The organism is Kitasatospora sp. NBC_00039 (assembly GCF_045160625.1).
In the GTDB taxonomy this organism is placed as follows: domain Bacteria; phylum Actinomycetota; class Actinomycetes; order Streptomycetales; family Streptomycetaceae; genus Kitasatospora.
Window position 1 is genome coordinate 7,005,938 of sequence record NZ_CP108289.1, and the last position, 18,055, is coordinate 7,023,992.

Consider the following 18,055-nt stretch of genomic DNA (forward strand, 5'->3'; position numbering starts at 1 on the left):
TCTCCTCCCGTCGCGCCGAGACTGTCGTTGAAAGTCTAGGTGCGGGTCCGGCGATCCGCGCCGCATGCGCGCGCCCGCGGTGACCTTTCGTGTGGGACCGCGCACCGGGGGTGACGGGCCGGCGGGGTGTGGGGCTGGGAGGACGGTGGCGTGCGCCGGAGGGTGTCGTCGGCGTGGCTACGATGGGTGCGCCGGATGGGCTGATCCGTCCGGCCGTCTGCCGCGCACTCTGCCGCAGGCGGGTACCAGGGAGATCGGAGCGGTCGGGAAGGCCATGCTCAACAAATACGCGCGTGCCTTCTTCACACGTGTCCTGACCCCGTTCGCCGCGTTCCTGATCCGGCTGGGTGTGAGCCCGGACGCCGTGACGCTGATCGGTACCGCCGGTTCGGTGGCCGGTGCGCTGGTGTTCTTCCCGCGCGGGGAGTTCTTCTGGGGCACCATCACGATCACGCTGTTCATCTTCTCGGACCTGGTGGACGGGAACATGGCCCGGCAGCTGGGCCGGACCAGCAAGTGGGGGGCGTTCCTGGACTCCACGCTGGACCGGGTGGCGGATTCGGCGATCTTCGGCGGCCTGGCCATGTGGTACGCAGGCAAGGGCGACAACAATCTGCTCTGCGCGGTGGCGATCTTCTCGCTGGCGAGCGGTCTGGTGGTGTCGTACACCAAGGCCCGGGCGGAGAGCCAGGGGCTGCCGTGTGACGTGTCGGGGCTGGTGGAGCGGGCCGAGCGGCTGGTGATCAGCCTGGTCGGGGCCGGGATCGCGGGTCTGCACACGTTCGGTGTGCCGTACGTGGAGTGGCTGCTGCCGGTGGCGTTGTGGCTGGTGGCGGCGGGCAGCCTGGTGACGGTGTTCCAGCGGATGCTGACGGTGCGCCGGGAGGCGTTCGAGGCCGACCGAGTGGCGGCCGGGAGCTGAAGGGGAGCGGGCCTGCGGTGAAGGACCGACTGGTGTACTCGGCGTACGCGCTGGGCTGGGCGGTGCTCAAGCACCTGCCCGAGCGGGCCGCGTCCGGCCTGTTCGACGGGCTGGCCGATTTCGCGTGGCGCAAGCGCGGCAAGCGGGTGCTGCAGCTGGAGGCCAACCTGCGGCGGGTGCGCCCGGGGCTGGACGAGGCCGGGCTGCGGGAGCTGTCGCGGGCCGGCATGCGCTCGTACATGCGGTACTGGATGGAGTCCTTCCGGCTGCCGGTGTGGAGCCGGCAGCGGGTGGCGCGGGACGTGCAGGTCGAGGGCTTCGAGCAGCTGCGGGAGGCGATGGAGTCCGGGCGCGGCGCCGTGATAGCGCTGCCGCACATGGGCAACTGGGACCTCGCGGGCGCGTGGGTGGCGCTGGAGGGGTACCCGTTCACGACGGTCGCGGAGCGGCTGAAGCCGGAGAAGCTGTTCGACCGCTTCGTGGCGTTCCGGGAGAGCCTGGGCATGGAGGTCCTCGCGCTGACCGGCGGCGGGGGCAATGTGATCGGCACGCTGGCCCGGAGGCTGCGCGAGGGGCGGCTGGTCTGCCTGGTCGGTGACCGGGACCTCTCGGAGGCCGGCATAGGGGTGTCCTTCTTCGGCGAGGCGACCAGGATGCCGGCCGGGCCGGCGGCGCTCTGCCAGCGGACGGGGGCGGCGCTGCTGCCGGTGTCGCTCTGGTACGACGGCCCGGTGATGCGGGCGCGGATCCACCCCGAGGTGCCCGTGCCGGCGCAGGGGGACCGCCAGGAGAAGACCCGGCTGATGGTGCAGGCGATGGCGGAGGTCTGGGAGCAGGCGATCCGCGAGCACCCCGAGGACTGGCACATGCTGCAGCGGTTCTGGCTGGCCGACCTCCCGGTCCGTGCGACGGTGGAGGAACCCGCGGTCGGCCCGGCCGTCCAGCCCGTCGCGGAGCCGGCCGGTGAGCCCGCCGCCGAGGCCTCCGGGCCCTGACGGCGAACCTAGAGGAACACGAGGAATCAGTGAAGATCGGCATCGTCTGCCCGTACGACTGGGACGTCCCCGGCGGGGTGCAGTTCCACATCCGGGACCTGGCGGAGCACCTGATCGGCCTCGGCCACGAGGTGTCGGTGCTGGCGCCCGCCGAGGACGACGAGGCGCTGCCGCCGTACGTGGTCTCGGCCGGGCGGTCGGTGGCCGTTCCGTACAACGGGTCGGTGGCGCGGCTGAGCTTCGGCCCGCTGTCCGCGGCCCGGGTGCGGCGGTGGCTGCACGACGGCGCGTTCGACATCCTGCACGTCCACGAGCCTGTCGCACCGAGCCTGTCGATACTGGCCGCCTGGTCGGCGACGGGGCCGATGGTCGGCACCTTCCACACCTCCAACCCGCGGTCGCGCTTCATGATCGCTGCTTCGCCGATCCTGCAGCCGGGCCTGGAGAAGATCCGGGCCCGGATCGCGGTGAGCGAGTACGCCCGCCGCACCCTGGTCGAGCACCTGGGTGGGGACCCGGTGGTGATCCCCAACGGCGTGGACGTCGGCTTCTTCGCCGAGGCCGAGCCGGACGCGCGCTGGACGGGCGGCGCGGCGGCGGGCGAGCCCGGCACGATCGGGTTCGTCGGGCGGATCAACGAGCCGCGCAAGGGCCTGCCGACCCTGCTGGCCGCACTGCCGAAGATCCTGGCCGAGCGGCCGGGCGTGCGGCTGCTGGTGGCGGGCAAGGGCGACGAGGAGGAGGCGGTCGCCGGGCTGGCACCGGAGGTCCGCAAGCAGGTGGAGTTCCTCGGTATGGTCAGCGACCGGGAGAAGGCCCGGCTGCTGAGCAGCGTCGACCTGTACGTGGCGCCGAACACCGGTGGCGAGAGCTTCGGGATCATCCTGGTCGAGGCGATGTCGGCGGGTGCGCCGGTGCTGGCGAGTGACCTGGACGCGTTCAAGCAGGTGCTGGACGGCGGGGACGCGGGCGAGATGTTCCCGGTGGAGGACGCGGACGCGCTGGCCCGGTCGGCACTGCGGCTGCTGGGGGACCCGGGCCGGCTGGCGGAGCTGAGCAAGGCGGCGTCCCGGTACGTCCGGCGGTTCGACTGGTCGACGGTGGCCGCGGACATCCTGGCGGTGTACGAGACGGTGGCGGCGGGTGCGGCGGCCGTGGTCGAGGAGGACGAGCGCGGCGGCCGGCGCGGCCGGTTCGGGCTGGCCCGGGACTGATCCCGCCGGCGCGGGAAGCAACCGCGGGCCGCGGTGGTTGAGGTCTGCCGGACCGTAGTGATCACCGTGACCCCTGGAGGCACCGATGCCGCAGATCTCCGTCGACTACTCGCCCGAGCTGGCCGGCGCGTTCGACCGCCGTGAGCTGGGCCTGGCCATCAACCGGCTCGCCGTGAAGACCATCAACGCGGCCCCGGAGGCCTGCAAGACCGTCTTCCGCGAGGTGCAGGGCTTCGTGGTGGGCGAGAGCGAGGGCCCGGACGCCCAGGTGTACGTGGAGTTCCAGATCTTCCCCGGGCGCACCGCGGAGGCGAAGGCGGCGCTCAGCGACGCCGTGCTGGCGCTGCTGGCGGAGCGGGTCGTCCCGGCGGCCGGCACCCGGCTGTTCACGGCGGTGAACATCTCGGACATCGACCGGGACAGCTACCGCAGCGCGACCGTCGGCGGCTGAGCCGCGTCCACCCGGTGGCGCGGCCGGGCCGCGGGCACCCGGTAGCGTAGCGCCCCGTGACTACCTGGATCTGGGCCGGCGTGGCCGTGGTGCTGTTCGGCATGTACCTGAGTTGGACGGCCGGCCGGCTGGACCGGTTGCACGCCCGCATCGACGCCGCCCGCGCGGCGCTGGACGCGCAGCTGGTCCGCCGGGCGTCGGTCGCGATCGAGCTGGCCACCTCCTCGCTGCTGGACCCGGCGGCCTCGCTGCTGCTGCTGGACGCCGCGCACGTGGCCCGGCAGGCCGACGACGAGCAGCGCGAGGTGGCGGAGAGCCAGCTCAGCATGGCGCTGCGGGCGGTGCTGGCCGAGCCGGAGCAGGTCGCCGTGCTGGTGGCCGAACCGGGCGGCGAGGAGGCGGTGAAGGAGCTCACCGCCGCGGTGCGCCGGGTACCGATGGCCCGGCGGTTCCACAACGACGCGGTGCGGGCGGCCAGGGCGGTGCGGGAGCACCGGCTGGTGCGTTACTTCCGGCTGGCCGGACGGGCGCCGTTCCCGATGGCGTTCGAGATGGACGACGCGCCGCCGCCGGCGCTGACCCCCGAGGGCGCTCCGGCCTGAGCCGGGTGGCGCACGGCCTGCTTTCGGTGTGCGAACGGTCGGCGCCCGGCCCCGGACCGCTTCTCCCGCGGGGTGCGGCGGGACGGTCCGGATCCGGCCTGTTTGTCGTATCCCGTCGGCCCGCCTGGACTTGATGGCGCATGGAGTGACGGTTTCTTCCGCCTACCATAGGGCGATAGCACTGGTTCATCTTCGAGTGAGGTCTCACGTGTCCACCACCCCCACCACCGCAGACCAGCCGCAGATCGGCACCGCCCGGGTGAAGCGCGGCATGGCCGAGCAGCTCAAGGGCGGTGTGATCATGGACGTGGTCAACGCCGAGCAGGCCAAGATCGCCGAGGACGCCGGCGCTGTCGCCGTCATGGCGCTGGAGCGGGTTCCGGCCGACATCCGCAAGGACGGCGGCGTCGCGCGCATGTCGGACCCGAACATGATCGAGGAGATCATCGCGGCGGTCTCGATCCCGGTCATGGCGAAGTCCCGCATCGGCCACTTCGTCGAGGCCCAGGTCCTGCAGTCGCTCGGTGTCGACTACATCGACGAGTCCGAGGTGCTGACCCCGGCCGACGAGGTCAACCACTCCGACAAGTGGGCGTTCACCACCCCCTTCGTCTGCGGTGCCACCAACCTGGGCGAGGCCCTGCGCCGCATCGCCGAGGGCGCGGCCATGATCCGCTCCAAGGGCGAGGCCGGCACCGGCAACGTGGTCGAGGCCGTGCGCCACCTGCGTCAGATCAAGAACGAGATCGCCAAGCTGCGCGGCTTCGACAACAACGAGCTGTACGCCGCCGCCAAGGAGCTCCGCGCCCCGTACGAGCTGGTCAAGGAGGTCGCCGAGCTCGGCAAGCTGCCGGTCGTGCTGTTCTCCGCCGGTGGCGTGGCCACCCCGGCCGACGCCGCGCTGATGCGCCAGCTGGGCGCCGAGGGCGTCTTCGTCGGCTCCGGCATCTTCAAGTCGGGCGACCCGGCCAAGCGTGCCGCCGCGATCGTCAAGGCCACCACCTTCTTCGACGACCCGAAGATCATCGCGGACGCCTCCCGCAACCTGGGCGAGGCCATGGTCGGCATCAACTGCGACACCCTCCCCGAGACCGAGCGCTACGCCAACCGCGGCTGGTAGTCCAACCCCGCGTCCGGTGTCGGCCCGCCGCAGCGCCTCGGCGCGCGGCGGGCCGCGCCGCGCCGGGCCCCCGGACGACGACGGCCCGAAGAAGACGATCGCCCGGAGCGGAGCAACGTCCGCCCGGGGCAGCGATCACACGAAGTACCGATCGAAGAAGGTTTGAGACCGTGAGCACTCCAGTCATCGGCGTCCTCGCCCTGCAGGGCGACGTCCGCGAGCACCTCGTCGCGCTGGCCGAGGCCGACGCGCTGGCCCGCCCGGTGCGCCGCGTCGAGGAGCTGGCCGAGGTCGACGCGCTGGTGATCCCCGGCGGGGAGTCCACCACCATGTCCAAGCTGGCGCTGCTGTTCGGCGTGATGGACCCGCTCCGCGAGCGCGTCGCCGCCGGGATGCCGGTGTACGGCACCTGCGCCGGCATGATCATGCTGGCCGACAAGATCCTGGACGGCCGCGACGACCAGGAGACGGTCGGCGGCATCGACATGACGGTGCGCCGCAACGCCTTCGGCCGCCAGAACGAGTCCTTCGAGTCCGGTATCGCCTTCGAGGGCCTCGGCGACGCGCCGGTGCACGGCGTCTTCATCCGCGCCCCCTGGGTCGAGGCGGTCGGCGCGGGCGTCGAGGTGCTGGCCGAGCTGCCGGCGGCCGACGGCCCGGAGAGCCGGATCGTCGCCGTCCGCCAGGGGAACCTGCTGGCCACGTCGTTCCACCCCGAGCTGACCGGCGACCACCGGGTCCACGGCTACTTCGTGCGGATGGTCGAGGAGCATCTCGCCGCGGCCGCGCGGTAGCGGCCCGCCGGCACCGCGCGGTAGCGCCTCGCCGCCGCATGCTGACCGTGTGCTGTCCACCGGTGGCGGCACCGGTAAGATCTCTTCTGTTCATTTCCCTTTGGCGACGAAAAGGAGCTGGCGATGTCCGGCCACTCTAAGTGGGCTACCACCAAGCACAAGAAGGCCGTGATCGACGCCAAGCGCGGCAAGCTCTTCGCCAAGATGATCAAGAACATCGAGGTGGCGGCGCGCACCGGAGGCGGCGACCCGGCCGGCAACCCGACCCTCTACGACGCCATCCAGAAGGCGAAGAAGAGCTCGGTCCCGATCGACAACATCAACCGCGCCGTCAAGCGCGGCTCGGGCGCCGAGGCCGGCGGGGCCGACTACTCGACGATCATGTACGAGGGCTACGGTCCGAACGGTGTCGCGGTGCTCATCGAGTGCCTCACCGACAACCGCAACCGCGCCGCCTCGGACGTGCGCGTCGCGATGACCCGCAACGGCGGCTCGATGGCCGACCCGGGCTCGGTCTCGTACCTGTTCAACCGCAAGGGCGTCGTGATCGTCCCCAAGGCCGACGGCGTGGACGAGGACAAGCTCTTCGAGGTCGTCCTCGACCAGGAGCCCGAGGAGATCAACGACCTCGGCGAGTCCTTCGAGATCGTCTCCGAGGCCTCCAAGATGGTCGACGTCCGCACCGCCCTGGTGGACGCCGGCATCGACTACGACTCGGCCGAGGCCAACTTCCTCCCGAGCATGCAGGTCGAGCTGGACGTCGACGGCGCCCGCAAGATCCTCAAGCTGATCGACGCCCTGGAGGACAGCGACGACGTGCAGAACGTCTTCGCCAACTTCGACATCAGCGACGAGGTCGGTGCGCAGCTCGACGCCGAGTGATCGTTCCCACTGTCCGGCCCGGTGGTCCCTGGGACCACCGGGCCGGTGTCGTCGGTGGGTCTGTCGTACCCGGGCGGTAGCCTTCGCAGGTCGCTCGGCGAGCGGGCGGCCGGCCGCGAGCCCAAGGGTGCGCCGATGCCGCGAGCGACGGGCGACAGGTGCCGCAGGAGCGCCGGCGCGAGTCGTGTCGGCATCGGGTCCGGGCGCCCGGAGGCGAGCGGCGAATCAGGAGAGGCGGGGCACGACGTGCGGGTACTGGGTGTGGACCCGGGTCTGACCAGGTGCGGGATCGGCGTGGTGGACGGTGCGCCGGGCCGGCCGCTGAAGATGGTCGGGGTCGGTGTGGTGCGCACCCCCGCCGACGCGGAGATCGGGCCCCGGCTGCTGCTGGTCGAGCAGGGCGTGGAGAGCTGGCTCGACGAGCACCGGCCGGACCTCGTCGCCGTCGAGCGGGTCTTCGCCCAGCACAACGTCCGCACCGTGATGGGCACCGCGCAGGCCAGCGCGGTCGCGATGCTCTGCGCCACCCGGCGCGGCATCCCCGTCACCCTGCACACCCCCAGCGAGGTCAAGGCCGCCGTCACCGGCTCCGGCCGGGCCGACAAGGCCCAGGTCACCGCCATGGTGCAGCGGCTGCTGCGGCTGGACGCCCCGCCCAAGCCGGCCGACGCCGCCGACGCGCTGGCGCTGGCCATCTGCCACATCTGGCGCGGCGGCGCGACGGACCGGATCGCCGCCGCCGTGGCCAAGGCAGCGCCCGTCCGTCCGTCCGCCCGTCCGTCCTCCTATCGAGCCCCCCGAGGAGCCGCCCGATGATCGCCTTCGTCCAGGGCCCGGTGGCCGCCGTCTCCGGCGGCACCGTCGTCGTCGAGGTCGGCGGCGTCGGGATGGCCGTCCAGTGCACCCCGAACACCGCGGCCGGCCTGCGCCTCGGCGAGCCCGTCCGGCTGGCCACCTCGCTCGTCGTCCGGGAGGACTCGCTCACCCTGTACGGCTTCGCCGACGACGACGAGCGGGCGGTCTTCGAGATCCTCCAGGCCGCGCCCGGGGTCGGCCCGCGCCTCGCCCAGGCGATGCTCGGGGTGCACCGCCCGGACGAGCTGCGCGCCGCCGTCGCCGCGGGGAACGAGAAGGCTCTGATCGCCGTCCCCGGCATCGGCAAGGCCAAGGCCGCCAAGCTGCTGCTGGAGTACAAGGACAAGCTGGGCGCCCCGCACGGCAGTGTCCCTGCCCAGAAGCCGATCGCGGCCGGCCCGGCGCCGTGGAGCGACCAGCTTCACGCGGCACTGGTGGGCCTCGGCTATGCGCCGCGCGAGGCGGACGAGGCGGTCACCGCCGTCACTCCGGAGGCCGAGGCGCAGACCGTGACCGACGTCGGCGCCCTGCTCAAGGCGGCCCTGCGGACTCTCAACCGGGCCCGCTGAGCACCTCTTTACCGATCTGACCACCTGTCATCTTGTCGACATTGGAGCCCGCAGCAGTGAGCGGACGAAGCGAGGAGGGGGCCGTGGCCGAGCGCAGCGAGGAAACCATGATGCGGGGCGCCGGCGAAGCCGCCGACGAGCGAAGCGAGGAGGGGGCATGAGCTCCTACGACTCCGACCCGGCCGACCGGCTGGTCACGGCCGCCGCCGACGGCGAGGACCAGGCGGTCGAGGCGGCGCTGCGCCCCAAGCAGCTGGACGAGTTCATCGGCCAGGAGCGGGTCCGCGAGCAGCTGTCCCTGGTGCTCCAGGCGGCCCGCAAGCGCGGCACCGCACCCGACCACGTGCTGCTCAGCGGCCCGCCCGGGCTCGGCAAGACCACCCTCTCGATGATCATCGCGGCCGAGCTGGGCGCCCCGATCCGGATCACCTCGGGCCCCGCGATCCAGCACGCGGGCGATCTGGCGGCGATCCTCTCCTCGCTCACCGAGGGTGAGGTGCTCTTCCTCGACGAGATCCACCGGATGTCCCGGCCCGCCGAGGAGATGCTCTACATGGCGATGGAGGACTTCCGGGTCGACGTGATCGTCGGCAAGGGCCCGGGTGCCACCGCCATCCCACTGGAGCTGCCGCCGTTCACCCTGGTCGGCGCGACCACCCGGGCCGGCCTGCTGCCGCCGCCGCTGCGCGACCGCTTCGGCTTCACCGGCCACATGGAGTTCTACGCGCCCGCCGAGCTCCAGCGGGTGGTGCACCGCTCGGCCGCGCTGCTGGACGTCGAGATCGACCCGGCCGGCGCGGCGGAGATCGCCGGGCGCTCCCGCGGCACGCCCCGAATCGCCAACCGGCTGTTGCGCCGGGTCCGCGACTTCGCGCAGGTCCGGCATGACGGCGTGGTGACGCCGGAGATCGCCGCCCAGGCGCTGGACGTCTACGAGGTGGACGCCCGCGGGCTGGACCGGCTGGACCGCGCGGTGCTGGACGCGCTGCTGCGGCTGTTCGGCGGCGGCCCGGTCGGCCTGTCCACCCTGGCGGTCGCGGTGGGGGAGGAGTCCGAGACGGTCGAGGAGGTCGCCGAGCCGTTCCTGGTCCGCGAGGGCCTGCTCGCCCGCACGCCGCGGGGCCGGATCGCCACCGCCGCCGCGTGGCAGCACCTCGGCCTGACTCCGCCGTTCCAGACCCCGCCGTTCCAGACCCCTCCGGTCCAGACCACTCGGGGCGTGCTGCCGGCCCAGTCGGAGCTCTTCCCGGCCGACGAGGGCTGAACGGGTGACACCGGGACGATAGGGGCGTACCAGGGCCCGGCGCAGGTCCGCGGGGAGAAGCCGGGGGAGAAGCCCGGGGAAACTGTGCAGGCCGAGGCTCGCCACTTTCGGCAGCAGGATGCGATGCTTGGCGTTGTCCGATCAGTTCGGGGTCGCCTAGACTCCGCCGGACCGCCCCTCTCACCTGACGGGCCGACCAATACCACACAGGCCGCCGGCCGGCGGCCCGTAAAGGACCCTGGCTGCAGTGAACCTCATCATCCTTCTCCTCCCGATCATCGCGATCGTGCTCATGTTCCGGTCGCAGAAGAAGCGCCAGTCGCAGATGCAGCAGATGCAGACCGCGCTGGAGCCCGGGGCTGGAGTGCGTACCATCGGCGGCCTGTACGCCCAGGTGAAGGCGGTGAACGACGAGACCATCGAGCTCGAGATCGCGCCGGGCGTGGTGACCCACTTCACCAAGAGTGCGATCGCGGCGGTCCTGGAGCCGGCGGAGTACGACGCGATCATCAACGGCCGCCCGGCCGACGACGAGCTTCCGGAGCCGGAGGCCGAGGACGCCGACGCCGAGCCGGTCGACGAGAAGCCGCTGACGCTCACCAAGGACGGCGCCGTCAAGGGCGAGGCCGAGGGCGGGGCTCCCGCGAGCAAGTAGTACGGCCGGGCACCCGCCCGGTCGCGCGGCGCAGTGCCGCGAGTCCACAGGATCTCAGGGCCGCAGATCCGCCACGCCCCCGTCCAGCCACGAGCCGGACGGGGGTCCGGTAGGGGAGGTGGCATGGACAGGGAGAAACGAGCAAGGTGGCAACACCCAAGTCGCGCCCGCGCGACGGTTACCCGGGGCGGGCGCTGGCCCTCATCCTGGTGGTCACCGTCGGACTGGTCGCCCTCATGTTCGGGACGGGCAACACCAAGCCCCGCCTGGGGATCGACCTCGCAGGCGGCACCAGTATCACGCTGAGCGCGAAGTCGACCGATCCCAAGGCGATCAACAAGTCCAACATGGACATCGCCACCGGGATCATCGAGCAGCGCGTCAACGGGATGGGTGTCTCCGAGGCGGAGGTCCAGACCCAGGGCGACCGGAACATCATCGTCAACATCCCCAAGGGCGGTGACAAGCAGAACGCGGCCGACCAGGTCGGCACCACCGCGAAGCTGTACTTCCGCCCGGTCCTCGCCCTCGCCCCGACCGGCGTCCAGGCGCAGACCCCGAGTGCGGCCCCCTCGGCGAGCGGCAGTGCCGCCCCGAGCGCGAGCCCCTCGGCGTCGGCCTCCGCCTCGGCGGGTGCCGCGACCGGCAGCGCCAGCCCCACCAAGCAGGGCCGCGCCGTCGGTGAGGCCCTCGCCGCCGACGCCAGCCCGTCCGCGGCCGCCACCGGCAGCGCGAGCGCCGCCCCGAGCGCCGCCCCGAGCGCCGCCGCCTCCGGTTCGCCCGCCGCGACCCCGAGCGCCGCCGCGACCGCCCCGACCACGCCGGACCTCTCCGCCGCGATGACGCAGGGCACCGTGCCGCCGGAGCTGGCCGCCCAGTTCGCCGCCCTGGACTGCTCCAAGCCGGAGCAGCGCCAGAACCTGCAGAAGTCCGAGGAACAGTCGGCCGTCGCCTGCACCCAGAAGGACGAGGACGGCGTCTACTACAAGCTGGCCCTCGGCCCGGTCGCGGTGAAGGGCTCCGACATCTCCAAGGCGCAGGCCAGCATCGACACCCAGCAGGGCGGCGGCTGGCAGGTCCAGCTGCAGTTCAACGGTGCCGGCACCGACGCCTTCACCAAGATCACCGGCCAGCTGGCGCCCCAGGCCACGCCGGCCAACCAGTTCGCCATCGTGCTGGACGGCCAGGTCGTCTCCCACCCGTACGTGCGCGGCGCCATCCCCGGCGGCTCGGGCGTGATCTCGGGCAACTTCACCCAGGCCGAGGCGCAGAACCTCGCCAACGTGCTGAGCTTCGGCGCCCTGCCGCTGGAGTTCACCACGGACGACGTCACCACCGTCTCCCCGCAGCTCGGCGGTGACCAGCTGCAGGCCGGTCTGATCGCCGGCGCCATCGGCATGCTGCTGGTGGTCCTCTACTCGCTGGTGTACTACCGCGGCCTCGGCCTGGTCTCCATCGCCGGTCTGATCGTCTCGGCGATCCTGACCTACTCGATCATGAGCCTGCTCGGCGCGGGGATCGGCTTCGCGCTGAACCTGCCGGCCGTCTGTGGTGCGATCGTCGCGATCGGTATCACCGCGGACTCCTTCATCGTGTACTTCGAGCGCATCCGCGACGAGGTCCGCGAGGGCGCCCTGCTGCGCCCGGCGGTCCAGCGGGCCTGGCCGCGTGCCCGGCGCACCATCCTGGTGTCGGACTTCGTGTCCTTCCTCTGTGCCGCGGTGCTCTACCTGGTCTCGGTCGGCAAGGTGCAGGGCTTCGCGTTCACGCTGGGCCTGACCACCGCGCTCGACGTCGTCGTGATCTTCCTCTTCACCAAGCCGCTGATCACGCTGCTGGCCCGCCGGAAGTTCTTCTCCGACGGCCACCCGTGGTCCGGTCTGGACCCGAAGCGCCTGGGCGCCCGCCCGCCGCTGCGCAGCAGCCGTCGCCGTACCCCCTCGTCCGCCGCCGTGAAGGGGGCCTGACACCGTGTCACGCTTCTCCAATCTGGGCCACCGGCTCTACCAGGGCGAGGTCAGCTTCGACTTCGTCGGTCGCCGCAAGCTCTGGTACAGCATCTCCGGCGTGATCGTGCTGGTCGCGGCGGTCGGTCTGGCCCTGGGCCTGAAACTGGGCATCGAGTTCAAGGGCGGTTCGGTTTACACCGTCTCCAAGCCCGGGCTGAGCATCTCGCAGACGCAGGAGGCGGTGGACAAGATCGTCCACTCGCACCCGCTGGTGCAGTCCGTGGACAACGGCAAGAAGTTCCGCATCCAGGTCTCCTCCGAGGAGAACGTCAGCTCGTCGGTCTTCACCGACAAGCTGTCCAAGGAGCTCGGCGTTCCGCTCCAGGAGATCGACACCCAGGTGATCGGTCCCAGCTGGGGTGAGCAGATCTCCAGCAAGGCCCTCACCGGCCTGATCATCTTCATGGTCCTGGTGACGGTCTACCTGGCGATCGCCTTCGAGTGGCGGATGGCGGCGGCGGCCCTGGTCGCCCTCATCCACGACCTCCTGATCACCATCGGGGTCTACGCCCTGGTGGGCTTCGAGGTCACCCCCGGTACGGTGATCGGCTTCCTGACCATCCTCGGGTACTCGCTCTACGACACGGTCGTCGTCTTCGACACCGTGAAGGAGAACACCAAGGGGCTCACCAAGCAGAACAAGCTCACCTACAGCGAGGCGGCCAACGCGGGCCTCAACCAGACCCTGGTGCGCTCGCTCAACACCACGGTGGTCGCCCTGCTCCCGGTGGCGGCGCTGCTGTTCATCGGTGGCGGCATCCTGGGCGCCGGCACGCTGAACGACATCTCGCTCGCGCTGTTCATCGGCCTCGCCGCCGGTGCCTACTCCTCGATCTGCGTCGCCACCCCGCTGCTGGCGCAGCTCAAGGAGGAGCAGTCCGACATGAAGGCGCTGGCCAAGCGGGTCGCCCAGCGGCGCGCCGCGGACGCCAAGGCCGCGGCCGAGGGCCGGGACGGAACGCTGGAGGGCGAGGAGTTCGCCGACGGCGACCTGTCGGCGGGTATGGTCGGTCAGCGCGGCCGGGCGGGCGGCGCCCGTGCCAAGGGCCGTCCGTCCACCAAGCGCTGACCTCCGACCGATCGTAAGGACACTTCGTGACCACCGCCGACACCGCACTGGCCGAGCTGCTGAACAGCCGGATCCGGGCTGTCCCGGACTACCCGAAGCCGGGTGTGCTGTTCAAGGACATCGCGCCGCTGCTCGCCGACGCCGAGGCCTTCGCGGCCCTCACCCGGGCGCTGGCGGAGCGGGCGACGGCCCTCGGTGCGACCAAGGTGGTGGGCCTGGAGGCGCGCGGCTTCGTGCTGGCGGCCCCGGCGGCCTTCGCGGCCGGGCTCGGCTTCGTGCCGATCCGCAAGCAGGGCAAGCTGCCCGGCGAGGTGTTCCGCCGCTCGTACGAGCTGGAGTACGGCCAGGCGACGCTGGAGGTGCAGTGCGACGCCTTCGCGCCCGGTGAGCGGGTGCTGGTGGTGGACGACGTGCTGGCCACGGGCGGGACCATCGGGGCCTCGCTGGACCTGGTGAAGGAGGCCGGCGCCGAGCTGGCGGGCGTCGTGGTGCTGATGGAGCTGGGCTTCCTGGACGGCCGCGAGCGGCTCTCCGGGCACCTGGGCACCGCCCCGCTGGAGACACTGGTCACGGTCTGAGAAGCGGTCCGGAGAACGGGCCGGGGAACGGTCCGGGAACCGGTCCGGGAGACGGGCCGAGGCACGGACGAGGGCGGCGGTCGGATCATCCGACCGCCGCCCTTCACGTGCCCGGAGCGTGTCCGGGCCCGGGCGGCTGAACACCGGAGCGCCCGGCTCGGTACCATGAAGATTCATCCCCTCCCGGTTGTCCGTGTTGGTGGCAGCCGTACGGGAGGTCGGCCCGGTGCCCCGAGGAGTGTCCTTGCCCGACGAGGTTGTGCCCACGGCCGCAGCGGCCGCCCCCGAAGACCGTCCCACGCCCTCGGGGGCCACCCCGGCACGTCCGGCGCCGACCTCCTCGCGTCCGGTGGCTCCCGCGAGCCGCCCGTCCTCCACCGGCGGCATGCGCGCCCGCCTGGCCCGCCTCGGCGGCCAGCGCTCCAGCGTGCTCAACCCCGTTCTGGAGCCGCTGTTCCGCTCGATCCGGGCCAACGACCCCAAGGCCGACCCGGCGCTGCTGCGGGACATCGAGAAGGCGTACGCGGTCGCCGAGAAGTGGCACCGCGGGCAGAAGCGCAAGAGCGGCGACCCGTACATCACCCACCCGCTCGCGGTCGCGACCATCCTGGCCGAGCTGGGCATGGACGCCCCGACCCTGATGGCCGGGCTGCTGCACGACACCGTCGAGGACACCGACTACGGCCTGGAGACCCTGCGCAGGGACTTCGGCGACTCGGTGGCCCTGCTGGTCGACGGTGTCACCAAGCTGGACCGGGTGAAGTTCGGCGAGGCCGCGCAGGCCGAGACCGTCCGCAAGATGGTCGTCGCGATGGCCAAGGACCCGCGCGTCCTGGTGATCAAGCTGGCCGACCGCCTGCACAACATGCGCACCATGCGCTACCTCAAGCGGGAGAAGCAGGAGAAGAAGGCCCGCGAGACGCTGGAGATCTACGCCCCGCTGGCGCACCGGCTGGGCATGAACACCATCAAGTGGGAGCTGGAGGACCTCGCCTTCGCGATCCTCTACCCCAAGATGTACGACGAGATCGTCCGCCTGGTCGCCGAGCGCGCGCCCAAGCGGGACGAGTACCTGGCTACCGTGATCGACCAGGTCCAGGGCGACCTGCGCGGCGCCCGGATCACCGCGTCCGTCACCGGCCGGCCGAAGCACTACTACTCGGTCTACCAGAAGATGATCGTCCGGGGCCGGGACTTCGCCGAGATCTACGACCTGGTGGGCATCCGGGTCCTGGTCGACACCGTCCGCGACTGCTACGCGGCGCTGGGTACCATCCACGCACGGTGGAACCCGGTGCCGGGGCGGTTCAAGGACTACATCGCGATGCCCAAGTTCAACATGTACCAGTCGCTGCACACGACGGTGATCGGCCCCGGCGGCAAGCCCGTCGAACTCCAGATCCGCACCTTCGACATGCACCGCCGGGCCGAGTACGGCATCGCCGCGCACTGGAAGTACAAGCAGCGCGCGGTGGCCGGCGCCTCCAAGGTCCGCACCGACACCCCCACCCAGGCCCGCAAGGACGACAAGGCGGGCGCCGTCAACGAGATGGCCTGGCTGCGGCAGCTGCTGGACTGGCAGAAGGAGACCGAGGACCCGAGCGAGTTCCTGGAGTCGCTGCGCTTCGACCTCTCCAACAACGAGGTCTTCGTCTTCACGCCCAAGGGCGACGTGATAGCGCTGCCGGCCGCCGCCACCCCGGTGGACTTCGCCTTCGCCGTCCACACCGAGGTCGGGTACCGCTGCATAGGGGCCCGGGTCAACGGGCGGCTGGTGCCGCTGGAGTCGACCCTGGAGAACGGCGACAGCGTCGAGGTCTTCACCTCCAAGGCGGAGAACGCCGGCCCCTCCCGGGACTGGCTGGGCTTCGTCAAGTCCCCGCGCGCCCGCAACAAGATCCGCGCCTGGTTCTCCAAGGAGCGCCGCGAGGAGGCGATCGAGCACGGCAAGGAGGCCATCGCCCGGGCGATGCGCAAGCAGGGCCTGCCGATCCAGCGGATCCTGACCGGCGACTCGCTGGTCACCCTGGCCCACGAGATGCGCTACCCCGACATCTCCTCGCTGTACGCCGCGATCGGCGAGGGCCACGTCGCCGCGCAGAACATCGTGCAGAAGCTGGTGCAGGCGCTCGGCGGCGAGGAGGGTGCCACCGAGGACCTCGCCGAGACGGCCACCCCGACCCACGACACCCGCCGTGCCGTGCGCCGCCGGGCCAAGGGCGACCCCGGCGTCATCGTCAAGGGCGTCGAGGACGTCTGGGTCAAGCTGTCGCGCTGCTGCACGCCGGTGCCGGGCGACCCGATCGTCGGCTTCGTCACCCGAGGCAACGGCGTCTCGGTGCACCGCGCCGACTGCGTCAACGTGGAGGCGCTCAGCCAGCAGCCCGAGCGGATGATCGACGTCGAGTGGGCGGCCACCCAGTCGTCCGTCTTCCTGGTCGCCATCCAGGTCGAGGCGCTGGACCGCTCCCGGCTGCTCTCGGACGTCACCCGGGTCCTCTCCGACCAGCACGTCAACATCCTGTCGGCGGCGGTGCAGACCTCCCGCGACCGGGTGGCGATGAGCCGCTTCACCTTCGAGATGGGCGACCCGAAGCACCTCGGGCACGTGCTCAAGGCGGTCCGCGGCGTCGAGGGCGTGTACGACGTCTACCGGGTCACCTCGGCCCGCAAGTAGCGGACGGCAGACACGACGAAGGGCCCCGGGTTCGCCCGGGGCCCTTCGTCGTGTCCTGCGGCGGGGGACTCAGCCGCTGAACTCGTCCTGGCTCTTGTGCGCCTGCTCCAGCAGGGTCTGGACGCCGGCCAGCTCGGACTCCAGCTTGGCGACGCGGCTCGCGTTGCCGGCCGCGCGGGCCTTGTCCAGGTCGGCCTGGATCTTCTCGGCCTTGGCCTCGAAGAGGCCGACCATGCCGGCCGCACGGGCCTTGGCCTCCGGGTTGGAGCGCTTCCACTCGGCGTCCTCGGCCTCGCGGATCGCCCGCTCGACCGTGTTCAGCCGGCCGTCCAGCTTCGGCCGGACGTCGCGCGGCACGTGCCCGATCGCCTCCCAGCGCTCGTTGATGTCGCGCAGCGCCGCCTTGGCGGCCTTGAGGTCGGTGATCGGCAGGATCGTCTCGGCCTCGGCCGCCAGCGCCTCCTTGAGCTTCTGGTTGGCGACCTGCTCGGCGTCGCGCTCGCTGAACACGGCGGACCGGGCCTGGAAGAAGACGTCCTGGGCACCGCGGAACCGCGCCCACAGCTCGTCCTCGATGTCGCGCTGGGCGCGCCCGGCGGCCTTCCAGCGCGCCATCAGGTCCCGGTAGCGGGCCGCGGTGTCGCCCCACTCGGTGGACGAGGAGAGCGCCTCCGCCTCGGTGACCAGGCGCTCCTTGACCGCCCGGGCCTGGTCGCGCTCGGCGTCGAGGGTGGCGAAGTGCGCCTTGCGGTGCTTGGAGAAGACCGAGCGGGCGTGCGAGAAGCGGTGCCACAGCTCGTCGTCGCTCTTGCGGTCCAGCCGCGGCAGGCCCTTCCAGATGTCCACCAGGGCGCGCAGCCGGTCGCCGGCCTCCCGCCACTGGGTCGACTCGGCGAGCCGCTCGGCCTCGGCGACCAGCTCCTCCTTGGCCGTCCGGGTCTCGTCCTGGGCCTTGGCGCGGGCCGCCTTGCGCTGCTCGCGGCGGCTCTCGATCTCACCGGCGAGCGTGTCCAGCCGCTTGGCCAGCGCGTCCAGGTCGCCGACCGCGTGCCCCTCGGCCACCTGCGCGCGCAGGTGCTCCAGCGCCGTCTGGGCGTCCTTGGCGGCCAGGTCGGTGGTGCGCACCCGCTTCTCCAGCAGGCCGATCTCCACCTCGATGCCCTGGTACTTGCGCTCGAAGTAGGCGAGAGCCTCTTCGGGCGAGCCGGCCTGCCAGGAACCCACGACGCGTTCGCCGTCGGCCGTCCTGACGTAGACCGTGCCCTGCTCGTCGACACGGCCCCACGGGTCGCTGCTCATAGCGCGTCCTCCACATGACGTCGCGCCCGCGCCGGGGCGGTACGCGTACGTCGTCCACAGTTGATGTGCGGCGGACCGATGAGTCCGCCGTCCCGTCCGC

At 71.8% G+C, this 18,055-nt stretch carries 17 protein-coding genes; 16 read left to right on the forward strand and 1 reads right to left on the reverse strand.

Features of this window, described 5'->3' with window-relative positions:
- The first annotated feature begins 274 nt into the window (after positions 1–274).
- The 16 genes from pgsA to OG286_RS31345 all read left to right on the forward strand — a co-directional run bounded on the left by pgsA (position 275) and on the right by OG286_RS31345 (position 16,656).
- Entirely contained in the window at positions 275–922 is a 648-nt protein-coding gene (gene pgsA, locus OG286_RS31270) for a phosphatidylinositol phosphate synthase (protein ID WP_396321695.1), read from the forward strand.
- Between the two features lie 17 nt (positions 923–939).
- Complete coding sequence (locus OG286_RS31275) at positions 940–1,917, forward strand: phosphatidylinositol mannoside acyltransferase (protein ID WP_396321694.1); 978 nt, start codon at positions 940–942, stop codon at positions 1,915–1,917.
- 29 nt (positions 1,918–1,946) lie between these two features.
- The gene (locus OG286_RS31280) at positions 1,947–3,131 is read left to right on the forward strand and encodes a glycosyltransferase family 4 protein (RefSeq protein WP_396321693.1); all 1,185 of its coding nucleotides are present in this window, start codon (positions 1,947–1,949) and stop codon (positions 3,129–3,131) included.
- An 85-nt stretch (positions 3,132–3,216) separates the two neighbouring features.
- A complete protein-coding gene (locus tag OG286_RS31285) occupies positions 3,217–3,582 on the forward strand; it encodes a 5-carboxymethyl-2-hydroxymuconate Delta-isomerase (protein ID WP_396321692.1) in 366 nt (121 codons plus the stop codon).
- A 101-nt stretch (positions 3,583–3,683) separates the two neighbouring features.
- Positions 3,684–4,184: a hypothetical protein gene (locus OG286_RS31290; protein WP_396321817.1), complete on the forward strand. Its 501-nt coding sequence runs from the start codon at positions 3,684–3,686 to the stop codon at positions 4,182–4,184.
- 208 nt (positions 4,185–4,392) lie between these two features.
- Positions 4,393–5,304 carry a pyridoxal 5'-phosphate synthase lyase subunit PdxS gene (pdxS, locus tag OG286_RS31295; RefSeq protein WP_030258885.1) on the forward strand — a complete coding sequence of 304 codons (912 nt, stop codon included), beginning with the start codon at positions 4,393–4,395 and terminating at the stop codon, positions 5,302–5,304.
- A gap of 170 nt (positions 5,305–5,474) precedes the next feature.
- Positions 5,475–6,098, forward strand: a complete 624-nt coding sequence (pdxT, locus tag OG286_RS31300) for a pyridoxal 5'-phosphate synthase glutaminase subunit PdxT (RefSeq protein ID WP_396321691.1) — start codon at positions 5,475–5,477, stop codon at positions 6,096–6,098.
- A 123-nt stretch (positions 6,099–6,221) separates the two neighbouring features.
- Positions 6,222–6,980, forward strand: a complete 759-nt coding sequence (locus OG286_RS31305; protein WP_209410139.1) for a YebC/PmpR family DNA-binding transcriptional regulator — start codon at positions 6,222–6,224, stop codon at positions 6,978–6,980.
- Between the two features lie 246 nt (positions 6,981–7,226).
- Positions 7,227–7,796 carry a crossover junction endodeoxyribonuclease RuvC gene (gene ruvC, locus OG286_RS31310; RefSeq protein WP_396321690.1) on the forward strand — a complete coding sequence of 190 codons (570 nt, stop codon included), beginning with the start codon at positions 7,227–7,229 and terminating at the stop codon, positions 7,794–7,796.
- Positions 7,793–8,404 carry a Holliday junction branch migration protein RuvA gene (gene ruvA / locus OG286_RS31315; protein ID WP_396321689.1) on the forward strand — a complete coding sequence of 204 codons (612 nt, stop codon included), beginning with the start codon at positions 7,793–7,795 and terminating at the stop codon, positions 8,402–8,404. The genes ruvC and ruvA overlap by 4 nt, the downstream gene beginning before the upstream one ends.
- 157 nt (positions 8,405–8,561) lie before the next feature.
- Positions 8,562–9,668 carry a Holliday junction branch migration DNA helicase RuvB gene (ruvB, locus tag OG286_RS31320; RefSeq protein ID WP_405359269.1) on the forward strand — a complete coding sequence of 369 codons (1,107 nt, stop codon included), beginning with the start codon at positions 8,562–8,564 and terminating at the stop codon, positions 9,666–9,668.
- Between the two features lie 247 nt (positions 9,669–9,915).
- Positions 9,916–10,323 (forward strand): preprotein translocase subunit YajC, encoded by a 408-nt coding sequence (yajC, locus tag OG286_RS31325; RefSeq protein WP_396321687.1) that lies wholly within the window; start codon positions 9,916–9,918, stop codon positions 10,321–10,323.
- A 146-nt stretch (positions 10,324–10,469) separates the two neighbouring features.
- Positions 10,470–12,290 (forward strand): protein translocase subunit SecD, encoded by a 1,821-nt coding sequence (gene secD, locus OG286_RS31330; protein WP_396321686.1) that lies wholly within the window; start codon positions 10,470–10,472, stop codon positions 12,288–12,290.
- 4 nt (positions 12,291–12,294) lie between these two features.
- Positions 12,295–13,401 carry a protein translocase subunit SecF gene (gene secF / locus OG286_RS31335; protein ID WP_396321685.1) on the forward strand — a complete coding sequence of 369 codons (1,107 nt, stop codon included), beginning with the start codon at positions 12,295–12,297 and terminating at the stop codon, positions 13,399–13,401.
- Positions 13,402–13,427: 26 nt separating this feature from the next.
- Complete coding sequence (locus OG286_RS31340) at positions 13,428–13,979, forward strand: adenine phosphoribosyltransferase (protein ID WP_405365926.1); 552 nt, start codon at positions 13,428–13,430, stop codon at positions 13,977–13,979.
- Between the two features lie 244 nt (positions 13,980–14,223).
- On the forward strand, positions 14,224–16,656 hold the full coding sequence (locus OG286_RS31345; RefSeq protein ID WP_396321683.1) for a RelA/SpoT family protein: 2,433 nt from the start codon (positions 14,224–14,226) through the stop codon (positions 16,654–16,656).
- A gap of 69 nt (positions 16,657–16,725) precedes the next feature.
- Here OG286_RS31345 and OG286_RS31350 read toward each other — a convergent pair whose 3' ends face one another.
- Positions 16,726–17,955, reverse strand: coding sequence for a DUF349 domain-containing protein (locus OG286_RS31350; RefSeq protein ID WP_396321682.1), 1,230 nt, complete (start codon positions 17,953–17,955; stop codon positions 16,726–16,728).
- Positions 17,956–18,055 lie beyond the last annotated feature (100 nt).

Bases quoted from the DNA above. Each gene is read 5' to 3' on its own strand.
- OG286_RS31285 (WP_396321692.1), top strand. From the start codon at position 3,217: ATGCCGCAGATCTCCGTCGACTACTCGCCCGAGCTGGCCGGCGCGTTC.
- ruvB (WP_405359269.1), top strand. From the start codon at position 8,562: ATGAGCTCCTACGACTCCGACCCGGCCGACCGGCTGGTCACGGCCGCC.
- OG286_RS31290 (WP_396321817.1), top strand. From the start codon at position 3,684: ATGTACCTGAGTTGGACGGCCGGCCGGCTGGACCGGTTGCACGCCCGC.
- OG286_RS31305 (WP_209410139.1), top strand. From the start codon at position 6,222: ATGTCCGGCCACTCTAAGTGGGCTACCACCAAGCACAAGAAGGCCGTG.
- pgsA (WP_396321695.1), top strand. From the start codon at position 275: ATGCTCAACAAATACGCGCGTGCCTTCTTCACACGTGTCCTGACCCCG.
- ruvA (WP_396321689.1), top strand. From the start codon at position 7,793: ATGATCGCCTTCGTCCAGGGCCCGGTGGCCGCCGTCTCCGGCGGCACC.
- OG286_RS31350 (WP_396321682.1), bottom strand. From the start codon at position 17,955: ATGAGCAGCGACCCGTGGGGCCGTGTCGACGAGCAGGGCACGGTCTAC.